The following is a 20,711-nucleotide window of genomic DNA, read 5'->3' as shown; positions in this document are numbered from 1 at the left end:
CAGCATACTCTAACTCACCTGATAAATGAAACGCATGCCTACAAGGGTTAGGCGGGTATGGCTAATCTTGGCGGGTGCTCGCAGGCGCTGGGTTTAGTCAGTAATGCTGGGGTCGGGCTAAAATCCATCTGGCTAAAATATTGGCTGAGCGCAGTGATGGCTTCTTTCACTTTGGCGGGCTGTTTATCCCGCGCCGAGGTCACGCTGTAAACACTGTAGGTGCGTAGCGACCAGTCGGGCAAAAGTGTTACCAGCTGCCCCGATGCAAGATATTGATGCACTTCTGGCTCTGGCAATACGGCAAAGCCTAATCCATCGAGGGTGAGTTGGATAAGCGTCTGCATATTGTTGACGTTGATGCGCTGGGCAGGGAGTTCTATTCGCTCTTGAGTCTGTGAATGGGTTAAGAACTCGGGCTTGGCATAACTGTGGCTAATACGGTTGAATCCTTGTAACTCGTGAGGATGCTGTAGGTGTTGATGCTGGGGAATATAGGTGGGTGCGACGCACAACAACATGCGCCAATCTGCCAAGGGGCGAGCGATAAGGTTCGAATCCGATAGAGGGCCGATGCAAATCGCCAGATCTATTCCTTCGTTAACTATATCGATTGGACCGTCCTGTAATTGCAGATTGAGGCTGATCTGCGGATGGGCGGCCAATAAATGGGCTAAAGGCTGGCTGAGTAAACCACTGCCAAAGCCGACTGGGGCGGCGATTTTAAGCTCCCCCGAAGGTGTGCCCTTCAATGCGTGCAGCTGATGTTCGGCACTTTCTACTATTTTTATGATTTTAATGCAGTTTTCATAAAATAATGTGCCCGCCTCTGTGAGTGTCAGGTGGCGGGTATTACGGTGAAACAGACTAATTCCCATATCCATTTCAAGCTTTGCGACTTGTTGGCTCACCGCCGATGAACTCAGATTAAGCTGTGTTGCCGCAGCACTCATCGAGCCTTTTTCCGCGATGGCGGCAAACACGATCATGCCCTTGACCATATTTCTATTCATTCTTAAGCAACTCTTACAAGTGATTACTCAAAGTCTAACTTGAGCCGATTGTAACATAGGGATACATTGCCGTATTGAAAATTATTATCATTTACGAAGGGTCAAGGGAGATTCGTTGGTTATGTTGTTACGTCGTAAAAAGATCCTCGCACAGCTGGTATCTACAGCTTTATTGCTACCGGCCACTCAGGCTTTGGCGGATGCCGCCCCTGAGCAAGACAAGATGATGGAAAGAATCGTCGTCACCGCATCGGGCTTTGAGCAGCAAGTGCGTGACGCGCCGGCATCGATTAGCGTCATCACCCGTGAGGACCTCGATACACGTTTTTACCGTGACTTAACCGATGCTATGTTAGAAGTCCCCGGCGTGGTGGTAACTGGTGGTGCCGACCGTCGGGATATTAGTCTGCGGGGGATGGGCAGCCAATACACGCTGATTTTAGTTGATGGTAAGCGCCAGTCTTCCCGCGAGACACGCACCAACAGCGATGGTCCAGGTGTTGAAGGCGCTTGGACGCCGCCGCTCGCCGCAATCGATAGGATTGAAATTGTCCGCGGCCCTATGTCATCCCTTTATGGCTCCGATGCTATCGGTGGGGTGATCAACATTATCACCCGTAAAGTGCCCAATGAGTGGCAGGGGGAACTGCGCCTCGACACCACGCTGCAGGAGAAGTCGGACTCGGGTAATGTGTATCAGGGCAACTTTTTTGTGAACGGTGGTTTGATTAAAGATCTGCTCGGCGTGCAGTTATACGGCCAATATACCCAGCGTGAAGAAGATAATATCTACGGCGGTTACCGAGGTCGCGATGCGGATAATCTCACCGCCAGATTTGCCCTCACACCTAACCAAGACCATGACATCATGTTAGAAGTCGGCATCGCCAACCAAGAGTTGGATAGCACCTTAGGGAAAACCGTTGCACCATTAGCGCCGGGAGCCAGTTGTGGCCGTAGCGGTTGCCCTGCATCGTCGACAACCGAATATGAAAACAGCACCATTTCGCTATCGCATACCGGGCGTTGGGACTTTGGCACCTCGGATACTTATATCAAGCACGAAGTGTACGATAACAAGTCCCGCAAGATGAAAATCAAGAATACCGATGCTCAAACCAGCCTGATCGCGACCTTAGGTGAAAGCCATACCGCTACGTTCGGCGCGGCCTTCAATAAGCAAGATCTCACCGATGAAACAGGCAATCAGGTCAGCGAGTTAACCGATATTAGTCGTCGCCAATGGTCGGTGTTCTCAGAGGATGAATGGCGTATCGTCGATAATTTTGCTTTAACCTTAGGCCTGCGTTTAGACGATGATGAAAACTTTGGCGACCACCTCAGTCCTCGGATTTACGGGGTATGGGGGCTGACCGAGCACACTACCTTAAAAGGTGGTGTGTCGACGGGCTTTAGGGCACCTAGCCTGAGGCAAACCGTGCCCGATTGGGGGCAGGTGAGCCGAGGCGGCAATATGTACGGTAACCCCGATTTACAACCCGAAACCTCAGTCAACTATGAGTTAGGGATTTATACCGACCTTACCGATTCTATCACCACCAGTGCTGGCGTGTTTTATAACGAGTTTGAGGACAAGATCACCCGTGTCGCTTGCCCTGCGACTCAATGTACCGATGGGCCGAATCAGTTTGGTTCTGACCCAACCACTTATGTGAATATCGATGAGGCGGTCACCCAAGGGGTTGAGTTCAGTATCGACTATAAAATCTTGAGCAACTTGGCATTAACCGGCAACTACACTTATACCGACTCGGAGCAGAAGACGGGCGCCTATAAAGGTAGTCCATTGAATCAGTTACCTAAACATCTAGTGCAATTGTCGGTTAACTATGAGCCGATAGATAAGTTAAGCACTTGGCTGCGGGTCAACTACCGTGGCGAAGAGAGCCAACCAACCACTGGGCCTTCTTCAAGCAGCTTGATTGCGCCTTCCTATACGTTGTTAGATTTAGGGGCGAACTATCGCGTTAATGACAGCATTAAGTTCAGCGCGGGCATCTATAACGCCTTCGATAAGGACATCACGGAAGAAGAATACGGTTATATCGAAGACGGCCGTCGTTACTGGTTAGGTATGACTTATAGCTTTTAATCGCCTTTTAAAATTAGTCGCTTAATACAAAAGCCAGCATTTAGCTGGCTTTTTCGATTATTCATAATTCGGTTTACGGATAAATAGGATGCTGAGATCCTGCGTTGGGGTGAATTGTTTTTGCTGAAACTCAAAGGTGAGTGGGTCGATTTTTTTAAGCTCGCCATCAAAACACAAGCTAATGAGATCTGTGGGTTTGGATTTTTTCAGCGTCAGTTTGAAGTCCTTAATCGCCCCTTGCCAGTTATTGGCCGTCACCAAAATATAGCTAAGATGGCTCCACTCGACGCCAATCTCCTGATCTTCACCGTCTTGTTTAACGATAAGGTTTCGCTTACGAATGCCTTGCTTGGCGCTTTCATCTAAACAGGCAAGTTCAGTGTAAGTATCGATAATACTGCTGGCGGTATCGGGCACGCCCGTTGAGAGGCTCGGGGTGTAACTGTGGCTGATGGCAACGGTTTTTCCTGCGGGAAAGGTTTGTTCCCATACAAAGTAATCGCTCAGGGTAAAGGCGATTTGTTGGTCCTCATCCAACCATTGGCTGGGGAGCGCGGGCTTGCCCTTGGGGACTTCGCCATATTCGGCAAAGTAAGCGACTTCTTCTACGCCCCAGCCGAGATTTTTAAGCTCTAGTGAAATATCCGTCTTATCGGCAAGTTGGGCGACGAGCCTGTGCTCGGTTGGTTGGTTTTTGCCATTTACTTTGAGGGTGAAGTTATCGATGCTGCTGTGATCGGCGGAGCCAAAAAACATCGGCGGCATAGGGAAGGCGATGGGGACGATAAGATCCTGCGAACTGGTGTTGGTAAACAGGTAATCGACCCTGACTTCGGCCTCGCTGATAAAGAGCGACTCCTTGTCCATGCTGATATGCGGCTGATATTTAAGGGTGATAGAACCATTAGCATCACCAAAACAGCTGTCATTGGCGAAGGCAGCCGTGCTCAGCAGCGCGAGTAAACCGCCCATTAGGGCGCGAATATGGATTGACATAAACATCTCAAAAGATAGCAATAAAGGATTAGGCGCGGCGGGCAAGCGCAATGGCTGCGGCGATGGCGTTGCGAGCCTGTGGGCTGTTTTTCCAACAAGTGGTGCGTAGCATGCTGGCGACGAGGTTGGCGATATCTTCGACCTCATGCTCGGCTAACTGGGCGAGTGAGCTAATACCGATTTCTTCAAAGCGTTTAATGACAGTCGGGCCAACGCCCTTAACGGCGAGTAGTGCTTGTTTTTCTTGCTCATTAAAACCCATAACGAATACTCCTTTATTACTGGGTGACAGACTCATGCGTGAGTGGTGGCAAGCGTAGCCTGAAATGGCGCTAACAAAAAGGCCCATCATGGGCCTTTTGTGGTTCAACCGATATTTACATATCGCAGGGCTTGAGTGGCTTACGTAACTGCGCGCGCACGTTATCCATGCCAGCGTAGAACTCTTTCATCATTAACAGACCCATCATCTTACCGTTATCTGTGATGATCAGATTATCGGGATCGGTGGGGTCGTTCTTGATGGCGCCAATCAGCTTCATCGAGGTCATTTCCTTAAACAGGGCTGTGTCTAAGTTAACGCCAAAGGTTTCGCGGAAGTATTTGCGTGATAGACGGCCGGAGAACATCCCCAGCAGGAAGCGATACTGCATCACATCCTTTTTACTGTAGTTTTTCTGTTGCTCGACGCCCATCTTGCCTGCGGCGATCCGCTCTTGGTATTTACGCAGCGAGAAGGTGTTGACGTATAAAGTGTCATTCAAAAAGCTAAATGAACCTGAGCCCACCCCTAAATACTCATCGTAATCGATAACATACTCGTCGAAGCCTTCGTCATTCGCCTTACCAAAGGCCCACGCAGACAACTGATTATATTGACCATTTAAACGGTTTAAGATCTGGCGATATTGGTTGGCCATATCCGCCTGTGGCGCTGCCAGTTTACCTTTAACACTCTTACGCGTTTGGTGCGTGATCATCAGCGGATAGGTGGTGATCTGTCTTGGGTCGAGGCGCGAGGCCATATCTAAGTCGTGCTGGATCACTTCATCGGTTTGACCGCGGAAGCCAAAAATCAGGTCGACGTTGATAATAGGGAACAGCTCTTTGGCCGCCATGATCTTGTCGAAGGTTTGCTGACCTGTGCCGAATTTTTCGAGGCGATCGGTCATTTTTAAAATGTCGTCGTTAAAGCTTTGTACGCCGATGGACATACGATCCACTAAGCCCTTGAGTTGCTTAAAGCCTGGGCTGTCTAAATGCTGTGGATCCGACTCGCAAGACACTTCTTTAATACTTGGGAATAGGGTCTTGGCATGCTCAATGGTACGGGCGAGTTCGTCTTCTAATACTGTGGTGGTGCCGCCGCCAATGTACATAGATTCAAAGTCATAGCCTAAGGCTTTGACCATCTCCATCTCTTTACGCAGAGAGATAAAGTAAGCGCGCGCCTTGTCTTCCTTAAACATAAAACGGTGGAAGGTACAGTAAGAACACAAGGTATGGCAGAAGGGCACATGGGCATAAAGCATGTACTTTTTACCTTCGACCGGAGCGGGCATGATGTCGGCGGAGAGCGTATCGAGGCGAAGATTCTTATCGACATAATACTGCATGACTCGTTCCATCGAGCTGAGCATCCAGTTAGGGACGGTAATATTCGCTTGATAAGGCGTTGCGATCGCGCCATTGAGCGTTTGAATAACAGAAGACATAACGATTCCTATCTGAGAGTGCTAACCGTAAACACCGAAATTGCTTTAGGTAATTCACGACCACCTAGCGCAATTAGACTACCTCGTATGGAGTAAGTAAAACGTGAACTGGTTATAAGTTACGGTTTCCTAACAAGGAAATCACTGGCTTTTTGTTAAGCAGATCATGTTTTAGTAAACATAGATGCATATTTACTGAGGTTTTTGGCTGTTTGTTATTGAATTTGAGCGATTAACTTCAGTGCTCAATCGAAAGTCTGAAATGATAAAAAGTTGAGCTTCTTACTTGTGGGCGCTTTGACTTGTACTGAGGGTATCTGGCTGTCATTATCCCTGCGGACATTGCTTAATCTCCCCAAACTGCCTGAAATCTTGGAGGATCCCCATTGGTTAATATCAACCGCTTTTTTCCGCTATTTGCCTTACTCGGGGCGGGTACGGCGTATTTGATGCCCGCATGGTTTAGCGGATTGAAAACCAGCATAGTGCCGTTGCTGGTGGTGATTATGTTATCTATGGGACTGACCTTAGATGTGCGGGATTTTGCCAATGCATTCAAACAGAAACGTGCCGTTATCACTGGCTTAATCTTGCAATTTACCCTGATGCCCTTAAGCGCCTTAGCCATTAGTTTACTATTAGGGCTCAATCGGGAATTGACCATAGGCATGGTGTTGGTGGGGAGTGTGGCGGGTGGTACGGCATCGAACGTGATTTGCTATTTGGCCAAGGGCGATGTCGCCTTATCTATCACTATGACTGCGCTATCCACCTTAGCGGGTGTAGTGCTCACACCCTTGATTATTGAGCTATTAATCGGTGAGATGGTCGCCATTCCTTTAATGGATATGCTAGTCAGTCTCGTTAAAATCGTGCTTATCCCTGTGACTGTGGGTGTGATGTTGAACCACTTCTTTAAACCGCAGGTGGCTAAACTTGCCCCCGTATTGCCCATCATTTCTATCGTGGCGATTGTACTGGCCATTAGCATTATTGTGGCCCTAAATGCAGGGCAATTTTCGCAGGTGGGGCCTGTGATTTTACTTGCTGTGTTTCTACATAATGGTGTGGGACTCGCCTTGGGTTATACCTGCTGCCGCTTGCTCGGCTTTAACCATACAGTGTGTAAAACCATTTCGATTGAGGTGGGGTTACAAAACTCAGGCCTTGCGACCGCATTATGCATCAAGTTTTTTAGCCCGCTCTCCGCCGTCCCCAGCGCGATTTTCTCGATTTGGCATAACCTTTCTGGCGCCCTGCTGGCAGGATATTGGGCGAGCTTAGAGCAAGATCCGGATGGTGTGAAAACCACCACCAAATAGTGAGAAACGATAGCAGCTTATTAATAAGCTGAAGTAACGTATATCTTAATATCGTAAATGAAATATATGAGTGTTTTATGGATAAGTGAGTATGTGGTCACTCGCTCATAAATGCGCATCACTTAATTAGCATCAACTTATGCCAGCCGATTAACTTGTTGTTAAATTATAGATACTTGTTGTTAACTTTTATTAATTCGGTAAAGTAGCTGGCAAATTAAAAATATGATCTGTTTTTGCTAGTTTAGGGAACGAATATGACCGCAAAAGGAATCTGTCTATTACTTGGCAGTACACTAGTCTTATCTGCTTGTGGCGGTGGCGACTCTACAACGCCCACATCACCCACCAATCCTCCTCCGACAACAACTTTTAAAGTTACTGATTACCCGACGGAAGTTGCTGTCACTTCGCTATCGTTAGCGGAGAGTGTGTTGCAAGTTGGTTTTTTTGCTAATGACATCTTACGCAATTTTGATATCGAGGCTAATGGCGCTGAAAAGTCGTGCTCTAATGGCGGTTTAGCGACGATTGAGTTGATTGATAAGGATGACTCAAAAGGCATTTCTGTCGGCGATAGTCTTAATATGTCCTATCGTGATTGTTACATTCAAGCACTCGACAGTACAGTGAATGGCGAAGGTTCATTAACGTTATCTGAATATCAACAGGGCACTAAGGCAAAAGGGTCGATTGATATTTCTAATCTGCAGGTTAATGGAGATGATAACTTCAATTTGGTTGGTCAAATGTTGTTCGAAAATAACATTTCACCGCTGCAAAGACAGTTGAACATTCAAAGCAAAAGCACTGTTAAATTAGTTGTAAATAGTAATTCGGAGTTAAGTTTTACTAATCTCTCTTTAACGAGAGTGGAAAACTTTTCCGATGCAACTTATGCGATTAGTGGTAAAGGCCAGATCTCGGTCGCACAATTTAATAATGGCTTTGGTTTTGAGTTTACTAAACCATTGAAAGGACATTTTAACGAATTTCCCCATGAAGGCTCGATTGTCGCCAGTACATCAGCTCAGGACTCAGTTCAAATGACGAGTAACTTCGTTACTGACTCTAAAATGCTCAATGTGAATACAGCTAAAGAAGCTTACATGGTTTATTGGAGTCAAATTGTTGAGGGAAGTTTGTGGCATCTTGAAGGTGGAAAATCCAACTCATCATTTGAGTTTCGCTCTGACAACTTTAACTATGTAGGCATGATTGAAGACCAGGATTTACAAGCATTTCCTGTGTCCGGCGGGACGATTCGATTACTCATGTCACGCCCTATCAAAGACCAAGTTTACGAAAGTTCTTTTGATGAGGATTCATGGCCATACCGAAAAGTTGCAGCCAAAATTAGCGTGAATGGTGCGATATTAAACATCACGCCAGAGACAGATTTAAAGGCGAATACGGTATATCGCTTTAATGGTGTTTTGCTTGAAAGCAAATTTGGTGCTGTGGCGAATACCATGTGGTCTGAACGTTTTAAAACCAGCGATGCAATCATTATCGATGTGGCTGCAAGTAGCTATTTATATAAAGCCAACGACACGCCAAAGCTCGATGCTTCACAAACTGTTATGAATAAAGGTAGCGTGCTGACATTTAAGTGGGTAGATGTGAATAATGTCGGCATTGTTTTTTCAAATCCGACTAGTGCCAAGACAGGTTTTACCGTTCCAAATGAAGTGACATCTGATGTCGCGATAAAGTTAGAAGTGTCCAATGGACAGGGATACCAAGTATTCCGAACTTTAACGATGCACTATTATGCTGGCAGTGACACATTCATGCACTATGTGAGCCCGCAAGGTGACTACATTGGTGGTGGGAAAACAGTGATTATGGATTCGAGCAGTGCAGTGTTCACGCCAACGAATTACGACAACAGCTTAAATGCAATCACCTTATCTATTGACGGAAATACTTGGTGGAGCTTTGATATTGCTGCACCCGCTGGTGAAAACCTGCAAGTGAAGAAATATATCAATGCTACTCGTTATCCGTTCCAAGGCCCCTTGACGGCAGGTTTGTCATTTACGGGTGATGGCCGTGGCTGCAACCAAAGTATCGGGGATTTTGAGGTGCTTGAGTTGAGTTATAATGCTGATAAATCTGTTAAATCTCTAGCAGTTAACTTTAATCAGCGTTGTGAAAATACCATGCCGCCTTTAAATGGTGTGATCCGTTATCACTCTTCGGTGGGAATTAACCACTAATCGATTATAAAGGCACCTTAGGGTGCCTTTATTTTTTTGATGTATTTAATGGCTCATTATGAATGAAGTGTATGAGCGCTGAGATTGTGATGTTGTCGCCAATAGTTGCTCGCCCTTAATCAAAAATGGCCTAACATCTTGCGATATTAGGCCATTGTAACGACTTAGCTGACTCGAATTAGAGTCTAAAATGCGAGACTACGCCTGTTAGCTGTTCTTTCGTGGCGGCCAAGGAGGTCGCGCTATTGAGGGTCGCTTTACCACTTTGATTTAATTCTTCAACCATTTCGCGAATGGTATTCAAGTTACGATTAATCTCTTCACTGACGGCGCTTTGTTCTTCGGCGGCGGTGGCGATTTGATTGCTCAATCCATTAATATCAAATACATAAGTGGTCAAGGTTTCCAAGCTTTCAGTCACCAACGTGGTGGTGTCCGCTGCATCTTGGCAACTCTGTTTAGTCTCATCCATCGCATTAACGGCGCTGTTAGCACCCGTGCGCAGGCGTTCTAGCATTTGATTGATCTCGGCCGTGCTCGCTTGGGTGCGAGCGGCAAGGGCGCGTACTTCGTCGGCGACGACGGCAAAGCCTCGACCTTGTTCACCGGCGCGGGCGGCTTCGATGGCGGCGTTAAGGGCGAGTAAGTTGGTTTGGTCGGCGATATCTCCAATCACATCTAAGATGGTGGCGATATGGCGGGTGTTTTCATTCATTTCCGCGATGGTGTGAGCGGCGGTATCGACCTTACCAACTAAGGCGACGACAGTATTTGCCGCCTGTTCGACAGCCTTTTTCGACTTATCAGCCTGTTCATTTGCCTGCTGGGTAAAGCGTGCGGCAGAGGCGGCATCACCGGCAACGTTATGGGCAGTTGCACTCATTTCGGTCATGGCCGTCACCACTTGGTCGGTTTCTACCGCGTGGGTTTGCAATGCATGGGTATTGGCATTGGACTGCACATTCAACTGACCAATTTGATCCGACATATGTTCAGAGGCCTGGGCAATATCGGAAATCATATGGCGCAAGTGGTCAATCACTCGATCAAGATCGGCGCCGAGCGCACAGAGTTCGTTTTGCCCACTGATTTGAGTCTTCTGGGTGAGATCGCCATCGGCAAGGTGTTCTACAACCCGCTTGATTTGATGAACGATATTGACTAAACGTCTGCTCATAAACAGGGCGCTTAGCAGGGACGCGACAATGGCAACTAGGATTAGGCCAAGGAGCAGCGCTTCGGTGGCATTGACTTTGTCTTCTGCCTGTTTGCCTAGTTCATGGTTGCGTTGGGTGATCAATTTGACTAATTGATTGATCTCATTACTGACTTTGGGCCCAAGTGCGCCGCGTTCTGGTGTGAGTTCAGGCTCGGTGCCCGTTTGTTTGGCGTAGGCTAACTCCTGCTGATAGAGACGCACATATTGCTCGATTTGCGGCAATAGTGTGCGGATTGTTCTAGCATCTTGCCCCATAAAATCGGTGTTAAATCCTGCGAGTTGCTCGACAAGCTGCTGCACATTGCGTTGCTGCAAGCTGATGGCGTCGCTGTTATGGACTAATGTGGCTAAGCGCAACTCGAAGAAAGCTTCACGCACATTGGTGAAGGTTTCGGCGAGTTGGGTGTTGTTAACTAGTCTGCTGCTGGTGTCATTGAGTTCAGCAAAGCCCCGATAGGAGGAAATGCCGATAATGATCAATAAAATACTCGCAAACACTGAAGGCAGCGCCGTCAATGTGCTGGTTTTTGCATTGTTAAACATGGTGGCCTACTGGGGTATTAATCAAGACGGGGTGTAATTAAATTACACATTGAACCCATTTTAACGCTTGGGTTTAGGCCGCGGCAAGGCGACATTTTGAGCGTTTTAGCTATAGTGGTATGTTTTAAAAGGGATTGTTTTTACCGTGTTAATTGGGAATGGTGCAGTGGTTGCCAGATGTTATGTAAGTAAAAATCAAAGTATTCTCAGTTGATTGATTTTCATGGTGAAAATAAAGTGATGTAGCAGTCACTCTACAGCCTATTAACAGTGCAAAAAGCGATTGTGAGGCAGATCGCAAAACTTACAAATGTTTATAAGTGTATCCATGGTGCTATCGCACGTTGGGGCTGAACAACCAAACGCCACGTGCTTTCGCTCGAATCAAAGCCCGCCAAATCTCTGCAAAAAACTGAGGCGTCAATGCGTCCTCGTCTGTCAAAGCGAGTGACAATTGTTCCTTGCTCAATTGTTTATCTCTCATTCCTACGAATTTGCGTTCGGTCACAAAGTCATAAGTAGAATGTAAATGATATTGGTTATCATCTGGATTTAAGGTTGTTTTAATGTAGATTGTCGGCATTTCAAGCTAACACCGTTTATCAATGAGTGCCGTCGAGGTTTTTATGGAATGCAGGGCGTTTAAGAAAAGTGCAATTGCAGTAATGGTTTCGAGTTTAGTGATGTCCTCAGCTTACGCTGCTGTGGACGCAGAATCTTCTGAACCGATTGAAAAGATAACTGTTTATGGTGAGAAAATCGAGCGTAGCCTTAAGGATACGACTTCCTCTATTTCGGTTATCGATAAAGACGCGCTCGACAGCGGTCAATATCAATCTACCTCGAGTGCCTTATCTGAAGTGCCTAACGTGGTGGTGCTTACGGGATCTGTGCCGGATATCCGTGGGGTTTCTGGTAATGGTTCTGCCTCTGGATTTAACTCTTTTACCGGCGGTGCTCGGGCGCGGGTATCCACCTTAGTCGATGGCGTTGCCGAACCTTTTGTGGCCGATCTTACTGGTGATACTGGTCTGTGGGATATCCAACAAATTGAGGTGTACCGCGGTCCGCAATCGACAATTAACGGTCGTAACAGCATTGGCGGCACAGTGTTTATTAAAACGGAAGACCCCACCTTCGATTGGCAAGGTGCGGCTCGTGTCGGTTATCGCAATCAAGATAACTTTATCGATAGCGCCGTTATGCTCTCAGGCCCGATTCTCGATGATGAGTTGGCGTTTAGGGTGAGCGGACAAAATGTGACAGGGAATACCTTCAATAAAGGCTTGGAATATGAGACAAATCCAGCCCCATTCGACCTCAATGAACTGATCACCAATCGCTGGCGCGGTAAATTCCTGTGGCAGCCGAGTGCGATTGAAGATCTCAAAGTGCTCTATAGCTTTTCATACAATGATGAGAAAGGTGACTCTGGGCGCAACTATTTTACCGGCGATGATCCTTGGGCGTTTAAGCCTATTTTCCAACGTTATATCGAGACTAAATCCACGACTCACTCAGTGAAAGTCGATTATGACCTCGGTGAAGGCCGCGCCTTCGATCTCATCGTCGCTTATATGGATTATGACTGGGGCTTTGAATCCTATGAGGCTCTCGCCACGGCGCAGCAATATGTTGATATGAATGACCAGAGTTACACCGTCGATGGTAAGTACAGCTTTGGTCTAAAAGATAAAGATTTCAACGGCTTTGTGGGTTTAGCCTATTTTAAACGCGATCAAGATTTTGGTAGTACTGGCAGCTCTGTTTACAGTGGGGATGACAGCACTGAATCCACCTCCATTTATGGTGAGATGACCTATGGCCTTGCCGAATCTCTCTGGGTCACATTCGGTGGCCGCGTGATGCGTGAGGAGCAATTGCGTAACTTCAATATGCTCTATCAAGGCAGCCAATTGCGGGAAAAACTCGATAATGCCAATACCGTTACCCTGCCGAAGTTAGTGCTGCAATATGCGCTGAATGACAGCACAACTTTAGCGGCCAGCGTGCGTCGCGGTTATAACTCGGGTGGCGGTGCGTTGTCGTTAGCCGAAAGTGAGTATTACTACTACGACGAAGAGTACGTTAATACCTATGAAATCAGCAGTCGCAGCGCGTTTATGGATGGCGATGTTAACTTTAGTGCCAACCTGTTCTACAACGATTTCGACGGTTACCAAGCCTCTAACAGCGCCCGCAAAATTACCAATATCGATAAAGCGGTCAGCTACGGTATTGAGGCTGAATTCAGCGCTATGCTCACCGAAAACCTGCAGTTTATTTCGGGCGTAGGTTTACTCGATAGTGAGACCAAGCAAGCGGATCCTAGTTATGGCGACATTATCGGCAATCAGCTGAACTCGGCGCCGCATGTGACCGCCAATGCGGGCTTAAAATATTGGTTGGGCGATGCGTTTTCTTTCGGTTTTTCAGGTAACTACGTAGGTGAGTATTATGCGGATATCAATAATACTGAATCACGGGTGGCTGGCGATTATGTTGTTGCCCGCTTAAGCCTCGATTATCAAACCGATAGCTGGAGAATCAGCGGCTTTGTAAACAACCTGTTTGATGAGCAAGCGTTGACGGTAAATGAACCCGCTAGCCGCAGTTATCCCGATGGTTATGCGGCGATTATCGACCCTAGAAATCTCGGTGTATCTGTGATGTACCGCTTCTAAGCGCTCGATTTGACGCACTTATTTTACCGATAAAAAAACCTCCACAGCATGCTGTGGAGGTTTTTTGTTTTCAGCGACTTTTACTCTTTATATTTCAAAGTGCCGTTGGCTTTGATTTCGTCGTACCACAGGTTGTGGTGTTGGGTTGCCCAGTTTTCATCACAATAACCAGACACCATACACTCCATACCGCCTTCAGACATTACCGTTGCCATAAAGATATGCACGATAGAGAAGGCGCAGATCACGATAGCGCTCACTGAGTGCAATACCAGCGCGATTAAGCTTAAGGTGCGGCTAGGTTCGAAAAGATTTGGGAACAGTAACAACATGCCTGAGGCTGAAATCACTAATCCAAACAGGGCAAAGGCCCAGAACCACATTTTTTCACCGGCGTTAGCAAAACCTGCGTCAGGGTGCTTACCTTTGAAGGGGCCAAAGTTGATGTAACCACCCACAACGAGGAACCACTTCACGTCGTACATTTTTGGCAGCTGGTTCTTCGCCCATAACACTGTCATCAATGCCCAGCCGATCATAAACGGAATCGCCATCACATCGTGGATTTGCTTGGCGCCATAAACGATGGCTTCCCAGATGCCTTCGCCCAACCAAGGTTGGAAGAAGAAACGACCCGCTAATAAGGTTAAGCCCGTTAAAATCAGCATTAAGCACGGGATCGCGCCTAACCAGTGGATTGAAACGTCAAACTTTGACCAGCGATACACTAGCTTGCCCGAAAAACCATGGTGTAGCTTGGAGATGCCGTTCACCTTGATAAATAAGACAAAGATAATGATCATGCCGAATAACGCCGCCATTAAGGCCGGCGCTAACCAGTCGCTACGCAGCTCCAGCACGCGCAGATCATAGGTATTGATCGGTTGTGCGTGGAACTCGCTTTGGGAGGTAGTGTATCCCGTGGCGCCGTCCTTCAGCTGTGCCCAAATTTGGGCATCAGAGGCTTGAGGTTGGAGCGCCTGTTCATCACCACCATTGGCTAGACACACGGCACTAAATAGTAGTGCAATGGCTAAACCTATGTGTTTGAACCATTTGTTCATCATACATCCTCTCTCGCTTAGTGGCGCCTGCTAGCAGGCGCCAAGCTAAGTCTGTGGACAGATCCTGTGACCTGAATTAATTCCAAGCCGCGTTTTTAGCGCCACGGTAAGCCACTCGCTCACGGAAGATGCTAGAAACCACTTCTGCATCACCCGCTAACAGGGCCTTAGTCGCACATAGTTCTGCGCACATTGGCAGTTTGCCTTCGGCAATACGGTTTGAACCGTACTTCTGGCGCTCTGCCTCTGAGTGGTTTTCTTCTGGGCCGCCGGCACAGAAGGTACATTTATCCATCTTACCGCGGCTACCAAAGGCACCTTTTTTCGGGAACTGTGGTGCGCCAAATGGACAGGCGTACAAGCAGTAACCGCAACCAATACAGGCATCTTTGTTGTGTAGCACAATGCCGTCTTCGGTTTTGTAGAAGCAGTTTGCTGGGCAAACTGCCATACATGGCGCGTCTGAGCAATGCATACAGGCGACAGAGATTGAAGCTTCACCGGGTTGACCATCGTTGATAGTCACGACGCGGCGGCGTTGGATTCCCCACTCGAGAGCGGAATCGTTTTCGTTTTTACATGCGGTGACACAGCCGTTACATTCGATGCAGCGCTTGGTGTCACACAAAAATTTCATTGTAGCCATAGTGGCAATTCTCCTAGCTTAAGCTGCACTTACGCTTTAACGATCTGACAGAGCGACGCTTTGGTTTCCTGCATTTGAGTCACAGGGTCATAACCATAGGTCAGTGCCGTGTTAGCGGATTCACCGATAACGTAAGGCACAGTGCCCTCAGGATAGTTAGGCGCTAAGCTTTCACCGTGCATCACACCCGCAAAGTGGTATGGCATAAAGGTCACACCTGGTTTAACGCGTGGCGTTACCATGGCTTGTACTTTAATGCGGCCACCTTCGGCGCCCTCTAACCACACAAACTCACCGTTGCGGATACCGCGGTCGGCTGCGTCACCAGGGTTGATTTCAACAAACATTTCCTGTTGAAGCTCAGCCAGCCATGGGTTAGAACGAGATTCTTCACCACCACCTTCGTATTCCACTAAACGACCAGAGGTCAGTACCAGTGGGTACTTGCCGCTGAAGTCTTTCTCTTGGATTGACTTGTACAGTGTTGGCAGACGATGAACTTGCATGTCGTCGTAGGTTGGGTATTTAGCCACTAAGTCACGGCGTGCTGTGTATAACGGCTCGCGGTGAACTGGCACTTGGTCTGGGAAAGTCCAAACAATACAACGGGCTTTCGCGTTACCAAATGGAATACAACCGTGCTTAATTGCCACGCGCACGATACCGCCTGATAAGTCGGTCTTCCAGTTGCGGCCTTCAGCTTCGGCTTTTTCTTCCGCAGTCAGGTCATCCCACCAACCGAGTTGCTTCAGCAGCTTGTCGGTAAATTCTGGGTAACCGTCTTGGATCTCGGCACCTTTAGAGAAAGAGCCTTCAGCCAGCAGGTTTTTACCATTGTATTCAACGCCGTAACGAGCGCGGAAGTTACCGCCGCCGTCTTTAACGTGTTTAGATTGGTTATACAGAATTTGGGTACCAGGGTGTTTAGCTTCTGGTGTGCCCCAACATGGCCAAGGTAAACCGTAGGTTTCGCCCTTCGCTGGGCCGCCGGCGGCTTCGAGCGTCTTGTTGCTGAAAGTGCCCCAGTTTTGGGTGTGCAGCTTGATACGCTCTGGGCTTTGGCCTGTCATACCGATGGTCCACATGCCGCGGTTGATTTCGCGGGTGATTTCTTCGATAACAGGTAAGCCGTTTTCTTTGGCGATGCGTTTAGTGTATTGCTCGGCGATACCGAGTTTTTGCGCTAAACGGTACATGATTTCGATGTCGGTTTTTGACTCGAATAAAGGTTGGATAACCTGCTCACGCCATTGGATAGAACGGCCTGAGTTAGACACTGAACCTTGAGTTTCAAACTGAGTCGCAGCAGGTAACAGATACACGCCATTCTTACGACGGTGCATAACACCCGCCATGGTTGGGAATGGGTCGACAACCACTACTGTGTCCATCTTGTCTAAGGCATCACGCACTTCACGTTGACGGGTTTCAGTGTTGACCGATTGACCCCAGAAGAAGGCCATACGGATGTTGTCTTTCTGTGCCAGCTTGCTCTTGTCTTCTAACACGCCATCGTGCCAGCGAGAACAAGGAATACCAGGGGTGGTCATTGGATCTTTGCCTAAATAGGCGTTTTGATCGAAGCGGCTCTTCACCCACTCCATATCCAGATCCCACACATGGGTCCAGTGAGTCCAAGCGGCTGAGGTTAAACCGTAGTAACCTGGCAGGTTGTCGAACAGCAGACCTAAGTCGGTCGCGCCCTGTACGTTGTCGTGGCCACGGAAAATGTTAGTACCGCCGCCAGAAACGCCCATGTTGCCTAAGGCTAATTGCAGAATACAGTAAGCACGAGTGTTAGCATTACCGACGTGGTGCTGAGTACCACCCATACACCAAATCACAGTACCCGGACGGTTTTCTGCCATCAGTTTTGCGGCTTGATAAACCACTTCTTCGCTCACGCCAGTGATATCCGCCACTTCTTTAGGTGGGAACTTTTTCACTTCTTCGCGGATGGTTTCCATCTCGAATACGCGTTGTTGGATAAAGGTTTTATCTTCCCAACCGTTTTCGAAAATGTGCCATAACATACCGTAGATAAACGGAATATCAGTACCAGGACGAATTGCACAGTGCAGATCTGAGTGCGCCGCTGTGCGAGAGAAACGTGGGTCAACAACGATGATTTTCGCGTTGTTTTTCTCTTTGGCGATCAGAATGTGTTGCATTGAAACCGGATGCGCTTCTGCTGGGTTTGCCCCGATCAGGAAGATGGCATTGGCATTCTGAATGTCGTTGAAAGAGTTAGTTTGCGCACCGTAACCCCAAGTGTTAGCAACACCGGCTACCGTGGTAGAGTGACAAATACGAGCAGAGTGGTCGACGTTGTTTGTGCCCCACATGGCCGCCAGTTTGCGGTACATATAGCAGCCTTCGTTAGAGAACTTAGCGCTACCCATGAAGTACACAGAGTCTGGGCCAGATTCTTTACGAATGTTGAGCATTTGGTCGCCCACTTCGTTAATCGCATCTTCCCAAGAGATTTTTTTCCACTTGCCATCAACCAATTTCATTGGGTATTTCAGGCGTTTTTCACCGTGGCCATGCTCACGCAGTGCAGCACCTTTCGCGCAGTGACCGCCGGCATTGAATGGGTGATCGAACGCGGGTTCTTGACCTGTCCACACGCCATTTTGCACTTCGGCATACAGACCACAACCCACAGCACAGGCACTACAAATCGTACGTTTAACTTCGATCGGCGCATCGTGTGGCACATCTTTGGCTTCTGCGCGGCGCATCATGCCAGTACCCATCAGAGAAGCGGCTGCGATACCACCAGTAGTAATACCTGCTTGCTTCATAAATTGACGACGGCTAATGCCTAACGTCGGTTTGTCGGCCACTTGGGCGACATCGGACTTGCGAGTTAACTTCATCGCTGACTTCTCCTAGATTAGCTACGCAGGCTATCGTAATAGCTGATAATGTGCGCAGTTTCGTGGTAACCCTTAGGCTCTTTGGTTGTTACCTTGCTGCTCTCGCTGGCTTGGGCTGCGCTCATGCCGGTAGCGGCAATTGCGGCGCCGGCAACGCTGCCAACGGTGAGTGCTTTAAGCAAAGAACGGCGAGATAAATCGCTAGGTTGTTGCTTCATGCTGACTCCTGAATGAGGGGTTATGGTTCTTGGATGGCGCGACTTTTCGAGGGATTAAACTTGTTATCAAAAAGTGAAGATTAGAGGTGGAAAAGATAATGAAATCATCTTGCTTGCCGTTAATCATCGCGCGTGAGGGCAATATAGTAGGAAAAGATTGAGTAGGATTTGATCTAGAACAGTTTGCAGCCGGACAGGCAGGCGTGCTGATGCAAAAGCGTTAACTCGCTCATGGTTTCAGCACTTGTGTGAACACGCAAAAATGGGGCGGTTTTCGGATAAAAATGAAACGCTTGTTAATGAGTTGTTGTTTGGAGTCTAGGTAAAAAAACACCCCGCACTGCGAGGTGTTTTTATTGGGGTAAAGCTTCAGGCTTTAGTTAGTCTTTATAACGCAGACTGCCGTTAGCTTTGATTTCGTCATACCATAAATTGTGGTGCTGGATAGCCCAGTTCTCATCACAATAGCCTGACTTCATGCACTCCATACCGCCTTCACTGAGTACGGTCGCCATCCAGATATGCACTATGGTAAAGGCAATCAGGATAACGGCACTGATCGAGTGGATCAGCAGCGCGCCCATCGAGGCTTCACGGGGTAGATCTAAGCCGGGTAATACCAACATGATGCCAGACACACTGATAAACAGTCCGAAGAGGGTCAGTGTCCAGAACCACATTTTTTCACCGGCGTTAGCAAAACCACTGTCAGGGTGTTTGCCTTTGAATGGGCCAAAGTTGATATAGCCACCGACCACTAAGAACCATTTAAGATCGTACATCTTAAAGGTTTGTAGCGGCATCCATTTCACCACGCAGACAATCCACGCCATGATAAAGATGGGACCAGCCCAGTCGTGCACGGTTTTACTGCCGTAGATCAGCGGTGCCCAGATGTCTGGCCCTAGCAGCTCTTGCACAACATGCTTACCGAGCATAATGGTTAAGCCGGTAAACATCAGCGTGAGACAGCTAATTGCCATGATCCAGTGGATCCACAGATCCGCCTTAGACCAACGAGCCACCATCTTGCCTGAAAAGCCGTGGCTGAGTCTTGAAGGACCATTCACCAAGTAAAACAGTAAGAAAGCACCAAACACACCCGTTACAGCCAAGGCCATAATCGGGGTGATGTATTGGTTTCTCAGTTCTTTACCTTGGTTACCGGCAACGTTAATCAACACCCCAGTTTCGACCCCTTTGGCTGTGGTATAGCCAGTTTCACCCGACTTTACCGCGCGCCACAGATCGGCTTCGCTGGTTTGCGCTTTCGCCTGTTGTTGACTCGATTGCTGATCACTTGCTTGTACTGGGCTTGCGCTCATTACTGAACCTAGGCCCAATCCCATCACGAGTACCATCAGAGCAAACAGACTGCGCAGTGATTTGTTTAACTGTTTGTTTAACATTTTCACTCCTTGCCAGAGGTTAGGGATGACTCCCTAACCTTCACTCTGCTTAGTTAATCTCACCGGTCTTTGGGTTGTAGCCCCAAATCACGTTAGGATTGCCTCGAGAGGCCATACGTTGACGGTAGATGTTTGATACTACTTCCGCATCACCCGCAAGCAGCGCTTTGGTTGAACAAAGCTCAGCACACATAGGTAGCTTGCCTTCAGCAATACGGTTTGCACCGTATTTCTTGTGCTCGGCTTCGGAGAAGGTTTCTTCTGGGCCACCGGCACAGAAAGTACACTTGTCCATTTTACCGCGGCTACCGAAGGCGGTTTTCTTCGGAAATTGTGGTGCACCAAACGGACAGGCATAGAAGCAGTAGCCACAACCGATACAGGTATCTTTGTTGTGTAGCACAATGCCATCGTCAGTACGGTAGAAACAATCTGCCGGACATACGGCCATGCAAGGAGCGTCGGTACAGTGCATACATGCTACTGAAATCGATGCTTCACCCGGTTGACCATCGTTAATCGTCACCACGCGGCGACGTTGAATACCCCACTCAAGTGCGGAGTCGTTTTCGTTTTTACATGCTGTGACGCAGCCGTTACACTCGATGCAGCGTTTGGTGTCACACAAAAATTTCATGACTGCCATAATGGCTTATCTCCTCATCAAG

16 protein-coding genes are annotated in these 20,711 nt (G+C 48.0%); 4 read left to right on the top strand and 12 right to left on the bottom strand.

All coding sequences use genetic code 11. The annotated features are described in order from the left end of the window. Nucleotides 1–47: 47 nt before the first annotated feature. Nucleotides 48–1,010, bottom strand: coding sequence for a LysR family transcriptional regulator (locus CF168_RS19795; RefSeq protein WP_089068741.1), 963 nt, complete (start codon nucleotides 1,008–1,010; stop codon nucleotides 48–50). A 121-nt stretch (nucleotides 1,011–1,131) separates the two neighbouring features. On the opposite strand from CF168_RS19795, the gene CF168_RS19790 reads away from it, so the two are divergent. Further along, the gene (locus CF168_RS19790; RefSeq protein ID WP_089068740.1) at nucleotides 1,132–3,123 is read left to right on the top strand and encodes a ligand-gated channel protein; all 1,992 of its coding nucleotides are present in this window, start codon (nucleotides 1,132–1,134) and stop codon (nucleotides 3,121–3,123) included. A 57-nt stretch (nucleotides 3,124–3,180) separates the two neighbouring features. Here the strand turns inward: CF168_RS19790 and CF168_RS19785 are convergent, their stop codons facing one another. The 3 genes from CF168_RS19785 to CF168_RS19775 all read right to left on the bottom strand — a co-directional run bounded on the left by CF168_RS19785 (nucleotide 3,181) and on the right by CF168_RS19775 (nucleotide 5,834). Then, on the bottom strand, nucleotides 3,181–4,119 hold the full coding sequence (locus CF168_RS19785; RefSeq protein WP_089068739.1) for a DUF4424 domain-containing protein: 939 nt from the start codon (nucleotides 4,117–4,119) through the stop codon (nucleotides 3,181–3,183). Between the two features lie 28 nt (nucleotides 4,120–4,147). Then, nucleotides 4,148–4,381, bottom strand: coding sequence for a hypothetical protein (locus CF168_RS19780; protein WP_086903564.1), 234 nt, complete (start codon nucleotides 4,379–4,381; stop codon nucleotides 4,148–4,150). Between the two features lie 115 nt (nucleotides 4,382–4,496). After that, nucleotides 4,497–5,834 (bottom strand): coproporphyrinogen III oxidase family protein, encoded by a 1,338-nt coding sequence (locus CF168_RS19775; RefSeq protein ID WP_011624451.1) that lies wholly within the window; start codon nucleotides 5,832–5,834, stop codon nucleotides 4,497–4,499. 386 nt (nucleotides 5,835–6,220) lie between these two features. Between CF168_RS19775 and CF168_RS19770 the strand changes: the two genes are divergently transcribed. Together CF168_RS19770 and CF168_RS19765 are read left to right on the top strand one after the other, a co-directional pair. Then, complete coding sequence (locus tag CF168_RS19770; protein ID WP_089068738.1) at nucleotides 6,221–7,156, top strand: bile acid:sodium symporter family protein; 936 nt, start codon at nucleotides 6,221–6,223, stop codon at nucleotides 7,154–7,156. A gap of 257 nt (nucleotides 7,157–7,413) precedes the next feature. Then, on the top strand, nucleotides 7,414–9,378 hold the full coding sequence (locus tag CF168_RS19765; RefSeq protein WP_089068737.1) for a hypothetical protein: 1,965 nt from the start codon (nucleotides 7,414–7,416) through the stop codon (nucleotides 9,376–9,378). 178 nt (nucleotides 9,379–9,556) lie between these two features. On the opposite strand, the gene CF168_RS19760 is transcribed toward CF168_RS19765, so the two are convergent. Beyond that, nucleotides 9,557–11,140 carry a methyl-accepting chemotaxis protein gene (locus CF168_RS19760; protein ID WP_086903565.1) on the bottom strand — a complete coding sequence of 528 codons (1,584 nt, stop codon included), beginning with the start codon at nucleotides 11,138–11,140 and terminating at the stop codon, nucleotides 9,557–9,559. 334 nt (nucleotides 11,141–11,474) lie between these two features. Further along, nucleotides 11,475–11,723: a hypothetical protein gene (locus tag CF168_RS19755; protein WP_041412850.1), complete on the bottom strand. Its 249-nt coding sequence runs from the start codon at nucleotides 11,721–11,723 to the stop codon at nucleotides 11,475–11,477. Nucleotides 11,724–11,766: 43 nt separating this feature from the next. On the opposite strand from CF168_RS19755, the gene CF168_RS19750 reads away from it, so the two are divergent. After that, nucleotides 11,767–13,824: a TonB-dependent receptor gene (locus CF168_RS19750; protein ID WP_011718644.1), complete on the top strand. Its 2,058-nt coding sequence runs from the start codon at nucleotides 11,767–11,769 to the stop codon at nucleotides 13,822–13,824. Between the two features lie 80 nt (nucleotides 13,825–13,904). Here the strand turns inward: CF168_RS19750 and CF168_RS19745 are convergent, their stop codons facing one another. The 6 genes from CF168_RS19745 to fdh3B (CF168_RS19720) form a co-directional block, all read right to left on the bottom strand. After that, a complete protein-coding gene (locus tag CF168_RS19745) occupies nucleotides 13,905–14,888 on the bottom strand; it encodes a formate dehydrogenase subunit gamma (protein WP_086903566.1) in 984 nt (327 codons plus the stop codon). A 76-nt stretch (nucleotides 14,889–14,964) separates the two neighbouring features. Further along, complete coding sequence (gene fdh3B, locus CF168_RS19740) at nucleotides 14,965–15,534, bottom strand: formate dehydrogenase FDH3 subunit beta (protein ID WP_011624446.1); 570 nt, start codon at nucleotides 15,532–15,534, stop codon at nucleotides 14,965–14,967. Nucleotides 15,535–15,563: 29 nt separating this feature from the next. After that, on the bottom strand, nucleotides 15,564–18,416 hold the full coding sequence (locus CF168_RS19735; RefSeq protein ID WP_086903568.1) for a molybdopterin-dependent oxidoreductase: 2,853 nt from the start codon (nucleotides 18,414–18,416) through the stop codon (nucleotides 15,564–15,566). 17 nt (nucleotides 18,417–18,433) lie between these two features. After that, nucleotides 18,434–18,634 (bottom strand): twin-arginine translocation signal domain-containing protein, encoded by a 201-nt coding sequence (locus tag CF168_RS19730; RefSeq protein WP_011624444.1) that lies wholly within the window; start codon nucleotides 18,632–18,634, stop codon nucleotides 18,434–18,436. 380 nt (nucleotides 18,635–19,014) lie between these two features. Beyond that, nucleotides 19,015–20,043 carry a formate dehydrogenase subunit gamma gene (locus tag CF168_RS19725; RefSeq protein WP_011624443.1) on the bottom strand — a complete coding sequence of 343 codons (1,029 nt, stop codon included), beginning with the start codon at nucleotides 20,041–20,043 and terminating at the stop codon, nucleotides 19,015–19,017. 49 nt (nucleotides 20,044–20,092) lie between these two features. After that, a complete protein-coding gene (fdh3B, locus tag CF168_RS19720) occupies nucleotides 20,093–20,689 on the bottom strand; it encodes a formate dehydrogenase FDH3 subunit beta (protein WP_007651894.1) in 597 nt (198 codons plus the stop codon). Nucleotides 20,690–20,711 lie beyond the last annotated feature (22 nt).

The sequence above is a fragment of the Shewanella bicestrii genome, assembly GCF_002216875.1.
Taxonomy (GTDB): Bacteria; Pseudomonadota; Gammaproteobacteria; order Enterobacterales; family Shewanellaceae; genus Shewanella; species Shewanella seohaensis.
Note: the sequence above shows the minus strand (reverse complement) of the source record. Positions and strands in the feature narration are given on the sequence as shown.

Coding starts and splice junctions, on each gene's coding strand:
- CF168_RS19795 (WP_089068741.1), bottom strand. CDS start 1,010: ATGAATAGAAATATGGTCAAGGGCATGATCGTGTTTGCCGCCATCGCG.
- CF168_RS19790 (WP_089068740.1), top strand. CDS start 1,132: ATGTTGTTACGTCGTAAAAAGATCCTCGCACAGCTGGTATCTACAGCT.
- CF168_RS19785 (WP_089068739.1), bottom strand. CDS start 4,119: ATGTCAATCCATATTCGCGCCCTAATGGGCGGTTTACTCGCGCTGCTG.
- CF168_RS19780 (WP_086903564.1), bottom strand. CDS start 4,381: ATGGGTTTTAATGAGCAAGAAAAACAAGCACTACTCGCCGTTAAGGGC.
- CF168_RS19775 (WP_011624451.1), bottom strand. CDS start 5,834: ATGTCTTCTGTTATTCAAACGCTCAATGGCGCGATCGCAACGCCTTAT.
- CF168_RS19765 (WP_089068737.1), top strand. CDS start 7,414: ATGACCGCAAAAGGAATCTGTCTATTACTTGGCAGTACACTAGTCTTA.
- CF168_RS19760 (WP_086903565.1), bottom strand. CDS start 11,140: ATGTTTAACAATGCAAAAACCAGCACATTGACGGCGCTGCCTTCAGTG.
- CF168_RS19755 (WP_041412850.1), bottom strand. CDS start 11,723: ATGCCGACAATCTACATTAAAACAACCTTAAATCCAGATGATAACCAA.
- CF168_RS19750 (WP_011718644.1), top strand. CDS start 11,767: ATGGAATGCAGGGCGTTTAAGAAAAGTGCAATTGCAGTAATGGTTTCG.
- CF168_RS19745 (WP_086903566.1), bottom strand. CDS start 14,888: ATGAACAAATGGTTCAAACACATAGGTTTAGCCATTGCACTACTATTT.
- fdh3B (WP_011624446.1), bottom strand. CDS start 15,534: ATGGCTACAATGAAATTTTTGTGTGACACCAAGCGCTGCATCGAATGT.
- CF168_RS19735 (WP_086903568.1), bottom strand. CDS start 18,416: ATGAAGTTAACTCGCAAGTCCGATGTCGCCCAAGTGGCCGACAAACCG.
- CF168_RS19730 (WP_011624444.1), bottom strand. CDS start 18,634: ATGAAGCAACAACCTAGCGATTTATCTCGCCGTTCTTTGCTTAAAGCA.
- CF168_RS19725 (WP_011624443.1), bottom strand. CDS start 20,043: ATGTTAAACAAACAGTTAAACAAATCACTGCGCAGTCTGTTTGCTCTG.
- fdh3B (WP_007651894.1), bottom strand. CDS start 20,689: ATGGCAGTCATGAAATTTTTGTGTGACACCAAACGCTGCATCGAGTGT.